The 12,449-nt window shown below is 63.6% G+C and carries 14 protein-coding genes and 1 pseudogene; 11 read left to right on the forward strand and 4 right to left on the reverse strand.

What is annotated here, in order from left to right; translation table 11 throughout:
• Positions 1-3 precede the first annotated feature (3 nt).
• Both WKI89_RS05035 and WKI89_RS05040 read right to left on the reverse strand, forming a co-directional pair.
• Positions 4-906, reverse strand: a complete 903-nt coding sequence (locus tag WKI89_RS05035) for an ROK family protein (protein WP_337868125.1) — start codon at positions 904-906, stop codon at positions 4-6.
• Positions 903-1,202, reverse strand: a complete 300-nt coding sequence (locus tag WKI89_RS05040) for a hypothetical protein (protein WP_337868126.1) — start codon at positions 1,200-1,202, stop codon at positions 903-905. Before WKI89_RS05040 ends, WKI89_RS05035 begins: the two co-directional genes overlap by 4 nt.
• 144 nt (positions 1,203-1,346) lie before the next feature.
• Between WKI89_RS05040 and WKI89_RS05045 the strand changes: the two are divergent.
• A pseudogene (locus WKI89_RS05045) lies at positions 1,347-2,390 on the forward strand (YifB family Mg chelatase-like AAA ATPase); the annotation flags it as partial.
• Here the strand turns inward: WKI89_RS05045 and WKI89_RS05050 are convergent.
• A complete protein-coding gene (locus WKI89_RS05050) occupies positions 2,338-3,876 on the reverse strand; it encodes a recombinase family protein (RefSeq protein WP_337868127.1) in 1,539 nt (512 codons plus the stop codon). The pseudogene WKI89_RS05045 and the gene WKI89_RS05050 sit on opposite strands and share 53 nt — an antisense overlap.
• Complete coding sequence (locus WKI89_RS05055; RefSeq protein WP_337868128.1) at positions 3,873-4,577, reverse strand: helix-turn-helix transcriptional regulator; 705 nt, start codon at positions 4,575-4,577, stop codon at positions 3,873-3,875. The genes WKI89_RS05050 and WKI89_RS05055 overlap by 4 nt, the downstream gene beginning before the upstream one ends.
• A gap of 62 nt (positions 4,578-4,639) precedes the next feature.
• Here WKI89_RS05055 and WKI89_RS05060 point away from each other — a divergent pair, with 62 nt between their 5' ends.
• The 10 genes from WKI89_RS05060 (at position 4,640) to WKI89_RS05105 (ending at position 12,432) form a co-directional block, all read left to right on the forward strand.
• Positions 4,640-4,894: a helix-turn-helix transcriptional regulator gene (locus tag WKI89_RS05060; RefSeq protein ID WP_337868129.1), complete on the forward strand. Its 255-nt coding sequence runs from the start codon at positions 4,640-4,642 to the stop codon at positions 4,892-4,894.
• A 75-nt stretch (positions 4,895-4,969) separates the two neighbouring features.
• Complete coding sequence (locus WKI89_RS05065) at positions 4,970-5,431, forward strand: hypothetical protein (protein ID WP_337868130.1); 462 nt, start codon at positions 4,970-4,972, stop codon at positions 5,429-5,431.
• Positions 5,394-6,338, forward strand: a complete 945-nt coding sequence (locus tag WKI89_RS05070; RefSeq protein WP_337868131.1) for a hypothetical protein — start codon at positions 5,394-5,396, stop codon at positions 6,336-6,338. Before WKI89_RS05065 ends, WKI89_RS05070 begins: the two co-directional genes overlap by 38 nt.
• A 48-nt stretch (positions 6,339-6,386) precedes the next feature.
• Positions 6,387-8,315: a DUF927 domain-containing protein gene (locus tag WKI89_RS05075; protein WP_337868132.1), complete on the forward strand. Its 1,929-nt coding sequence runs from the start codon at positions 6,387-6,389 to the stop codon at positions 8,313-8,315.
• Positions 8,316-8,604: 289 nt separating this feature from the next.
• Complete coding sequence (locus WKI89_RS05080) at positions 8,605-8,952, forward strand: hypothetical protein (protein ID WP_337868133.1); 348 nt, start codon at positions 8,605-8,607, stop codon at positions 8,950-8,952.
• 20 nt (positions 8,953-8,972) lie between these two features.
• Positions 8,973-9,290 (forward strand): hypothetical protein, encoded by a 318-nt coding sequence (locus WKI89_RS05085; RefSeq protein ID WP_245958783.1) that lies wholly within the window; start codon positions 8,973-8,975, stop codon positions 9,288-9,290.
• Entirely contained in the window at positions 9,274-9,504 is a 231-nt protein-coding gene (locus WKI89_RS05090; protein WP_245958784.1) for a hypothetical protein, read from the forward strand. Before WKI89_RS05085 ends, WKI89_RS05090 begins: the two co-directional genes overlap by 17 nt.
• A 30-nt stretch (positions 9,505-9,534) precedes the next feature.
• Positions 9,535-11,001, forward strand: coding sequence for a hypothetical protein (locus tag WKI89_RS05095; protein ID WP_337868134.1), 1,467 nt, complete (start codon positions 9,535-9,537; stop codon positions 10,999-11,001).
• Between the two features lie 37 nt (positions 11,002-11,038).
• The gene (locus WKI89_RS05100) at positions 11,039-11,869 is read left to right on the forward strand and encodes a hypothetical protein (protein ID WP_337868135.1); all 831 of its coding nucleotides are present in this window, start codon (positions 11,039-11,041) and stop codon (positions 11,867-11,869) included.
• Positions 11,866-12,432 carry a hypothetical protein gene (locus tag WKI89_RS05105; RefSeq protein ID WP_337868136.1) on the forward strand — a complete coding sequence of 189 codons (567 nt, stop codon included), beginning with the start codon at positions 11,866-11,868 and terminating at the stop codon, positions 12,430-12,432. The genes WKI89_RS05100 and WKI89_RS05105 overlap by 4 nt, the downstream gene beginning before the upstream one ends.
• The last annotated feature ends 17 nt before the right edge of the window (positions 12,433-12,449 follow it).

Consider the following 12,449-nt stretch of genomic DNA (forward strand, 5'->3'; position numbering starts at 1 on the left):
TGCTTAGGCCTCACCGACCTCGATGGCCGCCGTCAAGGCCGCCCCCAACAGCCCAGCCTCGCCCCCCAGTTTGGCTAGGTGGAGGGGCGGGGTGATCCAGTTTTCCATGTAGCGGTGGTAGGCGCGCAGCACCTCGTCCAGGTAAGCCTGTCCCGCGTTGAGGGCCACCCCACCCCCCAGCACCACCACCTCGGGGTCGTAGCACTTGACCAGCGAGGCCAGCGCGATGCCCACCCAGCTTGCGGCCTGCAGCACGATGCGGCTGGCCCTGGGGTCGCCATGTTGGAAAAGCGCGAATAGCTCGCGGGTGTTCATCTCACGCTTGAAGGAAGCCAGCGCCATGCGCTCCATGGCCGGGCCGGTGGCCAGGGCCTCGAGACAGCCATCCAGCCCACAGCCGCACAGGGGGCCGCCCGGCTGCATGGTGATGTGCCCGATCTCGCCTCCCTGCCCATTTACACCCCGCAGCACCTTGTTGCCCCAGACAAAGCCGCCCCCCACCCCGGTCGAGACCGTCATGTAGAGGGTGCTTTCGGCGCCCTGGGCGGCCCCCAGCTTGTGCTCGGCCAGGGCCGCGGCGTTGGCGTCGTTTTCCATGTAGACCTTGTAGCCGGTGGCCTGCTCGAGCAGTTCCACGATGGGGAAATCGGTGAAGTTGGCGATGTTGGGGGCAAACTTGATCCGGCCCCGCTTGAAGTCGAGGGGCCCCGGGGTGCCCAGGCCAATAGCTTGCACGGCCACACCCGCAGACTCTATGGCGGCCCGTGCAGCCTGAGCCATGGCTTCGATCACGGCCGGGCCGCCTTCTTCCGGCGTGGGCACCGTGACCTTAGCTTTGATGACGCCCTCGCTGAACACCCCCGCCATAATCTTGGTTCCGCCTAGGTCAATCCCCACTACGCTCATGATGGTTCTCCTTGGTGGCCTCGCTCGATGATCAGCATCGCCTCGTCGTACAAGAGCTCGGGCACCCAGAGGCTCACATCCCCAATGTAGGTACCCATGTAGGCTTCGGGCAGGCCAAAGCTGGTGAAAGGGGTCTCGAGGTGGACTGGAATACGGCTTTGTTCCAACCGGGCCTTGATGCCCTCGGCAATAACCCTGGGTGCCGATACAAACAACACGTACGATACTTCCCCAATCAAGCGACGGGGGATGGTGTTGTCTTGGTCTTCCGTACCCATGTCGTGATGGTCGTTCATTGGCTAACAGCATAACAGCCACTTGCGGGAGGGGAGAGGTTTGTGGGGTGGAGGGTACGCCAAGCCCTCAGCTGTTTGGGACGCTCGACCTTGGCAATTACCCAAGATTTGCAAAGCTTCCCGCTAAGCTGGAGGGCGGTAGCTATGCTGGCGCAAGTACGAACCTATAGCTTATTTGGCCTCGAGGCCCAGCCCATCACGGTCGAGGTGGACGTTTCGCAGGGCATGCCTTTTTATGCGGTGGTGGGTTTGCCGGATAAGGCCGTGGAGGAGTCGCGCGAGCGGGTGCGGGCGGCCCTCAAGAACGCCGGGTTTCCCTACCCCCAGGGGCGGGTGGTGATCAACCTGGCCCCGGCCGAGTTGCGCAAAGAAGGCACCCACTACGACCTGCCCATTGCGTTGGGGCTGCTCTGCGCGCAGGGGGTTATCCCGCTCGAGGCCCTACAAGGTTTTGCGGCGGCAGGCGAGCTGGGCCTAGATGGGGAGTTGCGCTCGGTGCCGGGTGCAGTGAATTTGGCACTGGGTGCCCTTCAAGATGGCTACAAACTACTCATGCCACACGCTTCTGCCGAAGAAGCTGCCCTGGTTGAAGGTGTCCAGGTTTTCGGTGCGGCTAACTTGGCGCAATTAGTACGCTGCCTGCTCGGTCAGGAAGATTTGCGTGAGTCCCGTCCAGAAGACTTGGTAGAAAATCTGGAAGCCTCGCTCGACCTGCTCGATGTGAAAGGCCAAGCCAAGGTCAAGCGGGCCCTGGAAATCGCTGCGGCTGGGGCTCACCACCTGCTGATGACCGGCACCCCTGGCTCGGGCAAGACCATGCTGGCCAAGCGTATGGTGGGGCTGCTACCGCCGCTGCAAAACGAAGAGGCCTTGGAAGTGACCCGCATCTACTCTGCTGCCGGACGCTTGATGCGTGGTCTCATCAAAACCCCGCAATTCCGTAGCCCCCACCATACCGTCTCCGATGCGGGCCTGATTGGCGGGGGCACCATCCCCAAACCGGGTGAAATTTCCCTGGCTCACCGGGGGGTGCTCTTCCTGGACGAGTTCCCCGAGTTTTCCCGCGATGCCCTGGAGGTGCTGCGTCAGCCCCTGGAGGACGGGGTGGTGACCATCTCGCGGGCCCGGGCCAGCTTCACCTATCCTGCGCGGTTTTTGTTGATTGCGGCCATGAATCCCTGCCCGTGTGAGGTGCAATCTGCCCAAACCTGTAACGCACCTCTACCTGAACCTCACCCTTGCCCGGGCGCACTGTCACCACTTCTACAAGCTCCCGTGCGACCGCCTGCTTCTCTTCCGGGGTAAGTTTATCTATTCTGTCCCGCAGTTGGCGGGCCAGATCCTCGAGTGTTGACAGCGATTCCTGACGTTTGCGTTCCTCGATCACCTGCCGACGGGCCTCTTCTAGAGCGGCCTGTACTTCTTTGATCCGAGTGTCCAGTTCTTCCAGGCGGCTAAAGTAACTCTCCTTATCTACTCCCCCCTCCAGGTACAGATCCAACAGCCGGGTACGGGCGTCGAGGAGGGAGCGCAGACGTTTCTCCAGCAGCGCGGTCTCGTTCTCTTCACGAGACTCCCCTTTCAGGAAAGCCTGAAGCGCCTTACCAGGGTTGAGCAGAAACGAGCGGATGTCGCGCCAGATGGCCTCTTCCAGATCTTTCCGGCGCACGTGGGGTGCGGTGCAGCGCATGGAGGGGATGGGTGAGGCCTGGCGGTTTACCCGCCCCACACAGGCGTAGTAATCGGCTGATCCAGCATAGGCACGTCCGCAGGTTCCGCAGCGGATGAGCCCCTTGAGCATGTACACGCTACGGGCGTTGCGTGTGGCAAACAGGGTATTGCGCGAGAGTTGTTCCTGCGCGGCCTCAAAGAGAGCGGGTTCCACGATGGGCGGCACGGCAATCTTAACCAGTTCCGGTTGGACTTTGCGGGTACGTTTACCGTAAGTGTACTCGCCGATGTACGTTCGGTTCTTAAGCAGCCTTAGCACACCGCCCCCCCGCCAGACCCCGGCAGTACGCTGACCCCGCACCCCACGGCCATCCCGCCGGTATTTGGGGGGGATGCCGAGGCGGTTGAGTTCCTGAGCTACCCGCTCGGTGCTCCAGCCCCGCTCGGCCACCCAGGTGAAAATTTGCTGTACCACCACCGCCTCCTCGGGCTGCGGACTGAGGCGGCCATCCTCGATGGTGTAACCATAAGGCACAATCCCACCCAGGTACTTCCCGCTCTGGGCGGCTTTACGCAGTCCCAGGCGGCTGCGCTCGGCGAACGTGTCCCGTTCCCACTCGGCAAACACAGCCATGATTCCCAGCACCACCTTGCCGATGGGGGTGGTGGTGTTGATGTTCGGCTCGGAGTAGCTCATAAGACCCACCCCACAGGCCTCCAGGCGTTCGATGAGGTCGTAGGCCAGACGCACCTTGCGGGCCAGCCGATCCAGCCGGTAGACCAGCACCACCGCAAAACGTCCCTCCTGTGCGTCCGCGAGCAGGCGGGTCAGGGCGGGGCGATCCTCCTGGGCTCCTGAGTAGCCAGGGTCGGTGTAGGTCGCCGCTACCTCATACCCCAGTACCTCAGCCCAGCGCGTGAGCACCTCCTTCTGAGCCTCGAGGGAGTAGCGCTCAACCTGCTCCTCGGTGGATACCCGGGTATATATAGCGCACTGCCTCATGGCTGGCGGAACTCCCCATGAACGATGCCCACCGGAACATACGCGGCCTTCCGGCCCGCAGGTGTCTGGAGTGAGCCGTCGGGCAGAAGCCAGAAGGTTGCCCCGGTGCCCCCGACCGGACGTACCAGACTGGCCTCGGAGGGGAGGCGGAAAATCAGGGGGCGGCGGATTTCCTCGACAAAGCCGAGCAGGGTAACGCCCCGTTCCAGAACCGCTCTGCGTTCGACCACCAGTACAGAGCCCTCGCTAAGCTGCAACTCCTCTGAGCGCAGCGCCTCCCGCTCCAGCAAGGCCAGAAAGAAGCTGGTGTAGCCCGGGCGGGTTGGAAGCAGGCGGGTGTCCAGGTAGCTTCTGCTGGGCGCTTCCTCCCCCACGCACGCGGGGGCCAGGGCAGGGTAGTAGGGTATGGCGACAACGCCAGGGGCAGAGGGTGCAAACTCTTCCGCTGTGCCCTCGCCGAGCAGCACTTCAATCGAGGGCAGGTGCAGGGTGCGCAGCAGAGCCTGTAAACGCCCCACGCTCATGTCGCGAATGTCGTGGGCTCCTCGCTCGAGCTTGGCAACAAGGGAAGGGGAAACTCCGGCGGCCAGGGCCAGGCCTTCGCGGGAATAACCCAGTTTCTCACGCCGGGCCTGCAGAAGTCGGGCCCACTGGGGCGTGTGGATTTCTGTGGGGGCTGTACGGAAACTTTTCTTAGGCATATACAGTAGTTTATTACATGTAATATATTGCTAGCAGGTTAGTAATATGTTACCATGCTGGCATGGGCCAACCCAACATCATCCGTCGGCTGCGGCTGCGTGCTGGTTTGAGCCAGGAGTCGCTGGCAATGGGAGCTGGTATCACCTTGTCGCTACTGACCAAGTACGAGCAGGGCAGGATACGGCGGCCCTCGCTGGTTTGCAGCCGCAAGCTGGCGAGGGTGCTGGCGTCGCGGCTGGGCGTTAGCGAGGAGAGGCTGCTGTTACAGATCGCGGAGGGGTTCGAGTGCCACCTAGACCACGACGTGTCCGATTAGTGCGTCAGTACAGCGAAAACGAAGATTTCTCATCATTCGTCCGGCGAGCGCTGGAAATCGTGCTAGCGTCAGTAGATGACCAGGGTGCGCAGGGCGCACCACGACGTGATGCAAATGGAGAGAGATTTGTTGGAGAGAGATTTGTTCTTGCTGACACCCCGCCACAAGCGCCTGGCGGTGAGCCTCCCGGCGGGCAGAATCGCAGAGCTGCTGCGCTCTGCCCAGGAGATGCGGTCACGGCTCCCGGACACCCGACCTCTTCCGGAGATCGCCTTCGATCTGGAAGGGATGGGGATGATGCTGCACCCGCTGTCCCTGCTCCCTGACGCACTCCAGGAGGTGCTGGAGATGGCCTGCAGGGCCCGCTTTGCCTGTCAGGCTTTGGGCATGGAAATGGGCGGGCGGCTCCTGGTGTCTGTGGGGCTGGCCTGGCTCGAGGTGCAGGTCTGGCGCGGAGAAAGCCTGGAGGTGCTCGTCCACGAGCTGGAGGAGGTGGAGAGTGAAGGACACCCTGACGCGCTGCATCGAGACCATTGATCTGCCCGCACTGGTGGCCGAGTTGTGGCCGGAGGCCGGGGCCAGGCCAGGCAAGGCAGGAGTCTGCCGGGCGGTGTGGCGAGGGGATACCCACCCCTCGCTTTCTTTGTTCAGGGCTCGGGGGGTCTGGTTCTGGAAGGACCATGCCACCGGGGAGAGCGGCAACGCCTTCCACCTGCTGCTCAAGTCGGGGATGAGCAAGGAGACGGCAGCAGAAATCATCAAAAGCAGGGCCGAAGTGTCCCCGCCAGAGGCCCCACGCTTCCGCCAGCGAAGTGTATCCATAGCGCCTTCCCCTTCCGTGGGCCTGACCTCGCGTGAGCAGCGGGCCCTGGCAGCAGCCCAGCAGCGCCTCGACGAGGCGGCCATAGAGGGGCGGGGGATCACCCTCGAGCAGGCCCGGCGGGTGGGGTTGGGGACGAGCCGCCAGGGTGACCTGGTGATTCCCATTTTGGGGCCCACGGGCGAGGTGCAGGCCATCAAGGCCCGGCTCAAAAATCCCCAGGACTTCCGTTACCGCTACCTCACCCCAGGCCGGGGTGCACCGGCCTGGTTCTCTCCTGGTTTCGCCCAGCGGCCTGAGCGACCCGTTATCGTCATGGAAGGCGAACTCAACGCCATCACGAGCTGGTTTGCTCTCAAAGGACAGGCCGACCTGGTGGGCCTGCCTGGGGTGGAGGGGGCTGTACCCTGGAACTACCTCAAAGGGCGGCGGGTCTACCTCTACGCCGATGAGGATGAGGGTGGACGCAACGCCGTGCGGCGCTGGTGTGAGGAGAGCCGGGTTCAGCAGGAAGTTGCGATTTTTGTCTTAGCGTCGCTTGGAGGTGGTATGGACGCCTGTGAGTACGCCGCACGGTGGGGGCAGCCTGCCCTGGCCGAGCGGCTGATGGAGCTGATGGGCTAAAAAAATCACCCCACCCCGCCAGGTGGGATGAAAAAAAGGAGGTTCTCCTTGCAACAAACAATATATCAAGAACTGACCAGTGAGGAAATCCTGCCGGGCTACCCCCGCTACCGCGTGCGGCAAGCCCGCATCGAGATGGCCCGGCTGGAGGGCCGGGGGGAGCACCAGACCGTGCGCTATGTGGCTCTGTGTAACTTCGCCTGCCTCATCCGCCGCGAGGTGCGGCGCACGGACGGGGTACAGGACGAGCTGCTGTTTGAGATTGAGGGCCAGGGCGCGGACGGCCCCCTCCCACGGTTGCGGGTGCGCTCGAGTGAGTTTGCGGCCATGAACTGGCCCATCCGGGAGTGGGGAGCCCGAGCTATCGTGGCCCCCGGCCAGAGCAACCGCGACCACCTGCGGGCGGCCATCCAGCACTTGAGCGATCCAGAGCAGACCACGGTCTACGCCCATACCGGCTGGATACGGAGGGGGACGGAGTGGGTCTATCTGCACGCCGGTGGCGGGATAGGGCCGGGCGGGAGCGTGGGGGGCCTCGAGGTTGACCTGCCCCCGGAGCTCGCGGGCTTTGCCCTGCCCCAGCCCCCTGAGGGGAAGGCGGAGCTTGCGGCCCTGCAAACCCTGGTGGGTCTGCTCGAGGTGGCCCCCCGTCGGGTTACCTGGCCGCTGCTGCTGTATGCCCTGGGTGCGGTGATTGAGCACCCGATGGGTAGCCTCTACCTGGCCGGACACACCGGGGCCCGGAAGACTAGCGTCTCCATGCTGGTGCAGGCCTTGTGGGGGCACACCCAGCCCCACCCGCCCACCAACTGGGAGGGGACGGCCAACGCGCTGGAAGCCTTGGCGTTTGCAGCCAAGGACGCGCTCTTGCTGGTGGACGACTACGCCCCTACCGGGCATGAGGGCAAGCAGAAAGAGTTGCAGGCCAAGGCCTCGCGAATCCTCCGCAACCAGGGCAACGGGGTGGGGCGGGCCCGGATGCGCTCCGATGGCACCATGCAGCCGGAGCGGGCCCCCAGGGGCAGCCTGCTCATCACCGGGGAGGATTTACCCCCAGGCCACAGCGTCAGGGCACGCTGTTTGGTGCTGGAACTGATCCCCGGAGAAGTAAATCTTGAGGCGCTCAGCCGGATGCAGCGGGAGGTGCATCGCCTGTCCCTGGCCTTGAGCGCCTGGGTGCGCTGGCTGGCGGGGCGGCTGGAGGGGGTACGCAAACAGGTGCGGCTACGCGCTGCCGAGCGTCGTTCCGCTTACCCTGCCGAGCACGGGCGCACCACCGATGCGGTGGCCCGGCTTCATGCGGTGTGGGAGGTGGTGCGGGCGTACTGGACGGAGATCGGTCTCATAGATGAGGCCCAGGCTGCCGCCCTGGAGAGCGAGATAACCGGGGTGTTGCAGGCCGTGGCCGGGATGCAGGCGGGCTACCAGCAGGACGCTGACCCGACCCAGCGGTTCATCCCGCTGTTGTTGGGGCTGTTCAGCAGCCGCCGGGCCCACCTGGGCAACCGGCTATACGCCGAGGAGCCCCCACTGGACGCCGAGCGGTGGGGCTGGTTGTGGCAGCCCACCGCAAACGTGTGGGCTCCACAAGGGCCGCAGGTGGGATGGGTGGACGAGCAGGGGATTTACCTCGAGCCCACCACCGCCTACGCCGCCCTCAACCGCCTAGCGATGGAGAGCGGGGAGCCCCTGCCCACGCCCCGCACCCTGTGGAAGCGATTGGGCGAGCGCGGCCTGATCCGCTCGCAGGAGCGGGGTGGCCGGGTGCGCTATGGGGTGGGGGTGCGGATACAGGGCGTGACCCGCGACGTGTTGCACATCCCAGGGGGTATCCTCGCTAACAGTCCCAACAGTCCCAACACGGCGAATAACAACGTCCCTGACGAGGAAAAACCCGTTGGGAAAAATCAGCCTGTTGGGAGTAATTTTTCTCCCAACAGTCCCTCGGAAGAAGCGGGCTATGAGGTACAGGTCTGATATATGAGCCCCCTATTGCTAGGACTCCCAACAGTCCCAACAAATTGCGTTTCTTGTGTGCAGGACAGCACAATAAGCGTTGGGAAAAGCGGCTTTTGGAGGGGTCAAAACGGCAATTTTGTCCCAACGGGCAGAAATGCCGTTCAAAACGAGGCAAACTGCTTTTGCTGTGATTCCCTTCACAAGTGTTGGGAGTTTGGGGGGATAATGAAAACGTGTGTCCAGGACGGGAAAGATGAGGTTAGGGAACCCGGCTGTTGGGAATGTTGGGACTAATTTGGGGGTAGGTATGGGGAGTCCTTGGGGTGCGTTATTAGGAGCGGTGCCCGCCATTGCCAGGAAGGTGCAGCGGTTGGGATGCCGGAGGCTACGGCTGATCGTGGATGGGGAGGTGGTGTACTGGGCGCTGCTGGTGCCGAGCGAGGCTGAACTGGAAGCCCATGCGCGGTTTCCTGGGATGCCAAGATGGACGCTTGAGAGCTGGTTGAGGGGGTTGCTGGAGCGGTTTGAGGCGGGCTGGCCCCAGGCGAGGACGGTGGAGCTGCTCGGGGTGTGGCCCGACCGGGTGGAGCCGGTGGCTCGAGCCTTCCCCAAAGCGCCAGAGGGTTATTCCTCTTCCGAGGAAACTTTATGCTGATCCGGCCTCGAGCTAAGATCGTGCCTCTCTCGTTACGGATGCCGCCGGGAGCCATTGTGGTGCAGGCCCACCACGACAGGGAGCTTTTCCTCTCGAGGCCCGTGGAGGCCGGTGGAGAGGTTTGGCGCGAGGTACGGGTGCGGGAGCAGGAGGGTTTTCGCACGCTCTGGGAGCTGGTGGCGGAGAGCCGTTTCGAGGAGCGGTTGCTGAGAAGCCGGGTACAGTTCGAGAGCCAGGATAGCGGCTCGAGGGTCTGTTACACCTGGCGGCTGGGACAGCCGCGTGGGGTGAGCGATAAGGAGGTAGACATTGATTATCAAGATGAACGGGATGTTTGAGCGAGAGGTCTTCCAGTCGTACCGAGGCAAGGGGGTGTGGTTCGTGCGCCAGCCGAATATCCACACCTTCCAGGCGGTACACCGGGACGAGGAAGGGGTGGAGACGGTGATAGGAAGCTACGATACTTTCGACGAGGCTTTCTGGGCGGCGGATCGGGCAGCAGAAGAAGCTCATGCAGAGTTCATAGAAGAGGAAGATGACCTGCCTTTCTAGGTAGGGCAACCATTAAATAAACGTAGCAACATGCGCGAACTCTATGCCATTACGGTTGAGTACGGCCACCAGGTGGAGCAATTGCTCGAGCGCCTGGGGGCTACCCGCCCGGCCAGGGGTGCAGGCGAGCTGCTGGTGCAGGTGGAGCACCGCCTTTCACCGGAGGCGGTGCGGGCGGTGCAGAGCTTCTTGAGGCTGAGGAACCGGGTCATCCACAACCGGCCCGCCTGGATGTCCATGCCTACCCGGGAGCAGATCGAGCAGGCTGGACGCAAGGCGGTGGGTGCGCTCGAGTATGCGCTGGGCTCGCGGGCATATTCAGGCCCAGCCTACCGCCGGATGGCCGCTACCGCGCCGGAGGCTCCAGGCCCGGTTTACCGCCTTGTGCCCCGTGGGGAAGACTATGAGTTCTGGGTAGGCCCGGCAGGGGTGTGGGTGGTGGCGGCAGAGGCGCGAAAGCGGAGGGAGGTGCGCCTCGAGCTGGAAGAGCGCTTGCGCCCGTGTTTCTCCCGGCTCAGGGTGCGGGCTGTTCGAGACGGACAGGCCCTCGAGCGCAAAGCCTGCTACGGCAAGGCGGTTATGTCAGCGGACGAGGTGAAAGAGGTGGTGCGGCTGCTGATCAAGCCCGATCCGGCCCCGACCAGGCCTTCCCGGTCTGCTACGGCCAGGCCTGAGCACCACGTGCGCCGGGTTGTTCTGGACGACACGCCAGCCACCTTCTATGTGGGGCCAGCGGGGGTACTGGTGGTGGCGGAGTTCCCCCTTATCGCTGATACCGAGGCCAAGCGGGTCTGGGAAGACTCAGGGAGGGCGATCTCCGCCCTGCCGGTGGTGCTGAACCCCAACCTGAAGGAACCCCAGGGGCGGGTGGGCAGTGTTCTGGCCTTGCGGGACGAGGGGGCCATCAAGGAGTACCTGGGGGGTAAGCACGCGCTCGACGACAACGAGGTGAACCAGGTGGCCGGGTGGTTGTATAACCGACAGGCCCCACCACCCGTCATCTCGCCCAAGAAGGGCCGGTACCGCCTGAAGGGTGGGGAGGTGATCGGAGGGCACATGAAGGCCCCGCCCGCGTTCGTGGTGGAGCTGGTGCCGCCAGGGGCTCCGCCCAGGCCCCACTTCGGGCAGGTTGTTTGGAGGGCCTTGGGCTGGCGGCTGGTGTTCCTGCTCGAGATGGTGATGTTTGCAGGGGCCGGGTTCTCCAAGCCGGGCGGGGTGGACGCTGCCTATATCGCCTTCATGGGGGCGCTGGTTCTACGTTTCATGGCGCTTTTTGGCAGCTTCTCCCCGTGGAAGTTCTGGACGCTGCTAGCAGTGGGGGGGCTAGAACTGTTCCTTGCCTGGGAAATGGCAAAGGGGCCGAAGCAGGCGTTCTTCGCATTCCTGATGCTAATCTTGGCAACTGGCCTGGCCTCCTTCTTCCGGGGAATCTGGCTCTTCTGGTCGAGCAGTAAACCCTTCAGGATGTACTTCCCTCTCCCTAGCCGAGTGCGCTAGCATTTTCGACAACGGGTTATTGTCATATAATGCCTGTATGAAGGCAATAAGTTATTACAAAAAACTAACCCTGCTGTTCATGCTGCTGGTTGCACCGATGGCCCTGGGGCAGTCGGTGCTCAAGACCTACTATGCCGACGACCTGGTGCGGGTGCCGGGGCTCATCGAGGTCTCGCCGGGCTTTACCACGGTGATGGACTTCTGGGACACCGTGAGCACCCTGGCCTCGGCCAAGGGTGAGCTTTTGCGGGTGGAGAGCGCCGGGCCGCGCATCCTCATCTCGGCCACCCAGAAGGCCGGGCAGACCGACCTGGTGGTGGAGGTGGCGGGGCGCACGCTGCTGTTTACCTTGAAGATCGGGCCGGGGGTGGGGCCACGGCGGTACGTGATTGAGCTTAGCCGGGCCAGAACCCAGACCCCGACTCCCTTCTACGTCCCGCCGGTGAGCAGCACCCCAACCACAAGCCCGCAGCCCCAGGCGAGCAGTCCTGCTCCGCAAACGCAAACAACTCCGGTGAGTCCCGACCAGGTGCGCTTTACCACCACCGCCCAGGTGCCCTCGGATGGAAAGGGCACCATCACCATCTTCTTCACCCTGGAGAACCGGGGAGCACGTACTGTTGCGGCAGACCCCGGCAGGCTAGTGGTCACCCAGGGGGGCAACCGACTCTCCTACAGCCTCAAGCGAGAGCCCTTGAAGACCCTGATCAACCCCGGTGAGGCCCTTTCGGGCCTCATCACGCTGGAGGGGGCCCGGGCCGGGGAGATTGCGCTGGAGTGGGGGCTGGTGGAGATCGGCAGCGGGCGGCAGCTTGTGTTGAAGCGCTCGGTGATGGCCGGGACGCGGATTGAGCTTGAGGGGCGATGAGTCTTGCGGAGCGGTATCAGCGTTTCATTCGCAGCCTTCATCTGAGAGGGCCGATGCTGGTAGAGGAGGCCCTGGTGCGGATGCCCAGGGCCACGTTTTATGACCTGGTGCGACGCCGCTACCTGGGCATCATCCCCACTGTCCTGGGCAAGGCGGTGGTGGTGGGCCCCAAGGGGCGGGTAGAGGTGCTGGCGATGACCCGCTTCTACAGCCCCCGAGCTACAGCAGTGGCCGATGCGGTGCTTTTGCGCCGGGCGATCCGCATCGCGGAGCGGGAAGGGTGGCGCTTTTTGGAGCGAAACCCCAGGGGAAGGATCGCCTTTATGAGCCGAAATGGAAAGCGGCTGATGGTGATCGCCAGCCTGCGGGCGTACAGCACCCGGAGCCTCAGGAACACCCTGCGGCGGATGGGCTGGTATGAGCGCAAGAAGCTGGGGACAGCAGAAGAGGTGCGGGTCTACCACCCCTACCCCAAGCGGTTTGACCAGATGGTGCGGGAGGGGGGATTGGAGGTGAGGGCAGTGCGTGAAATCTTGCCCCTGGAGCAGGATGGCGAGGAGTGAGTGGGGGCAAGAAAGGG

This window comes from Meiothermus sp. (genome assembly GCF_037443965.1).
Lineage (GTDB): Bacteria > Deinococcota > Deinococci > Deinococcales > Thermaceae > Meiothermus.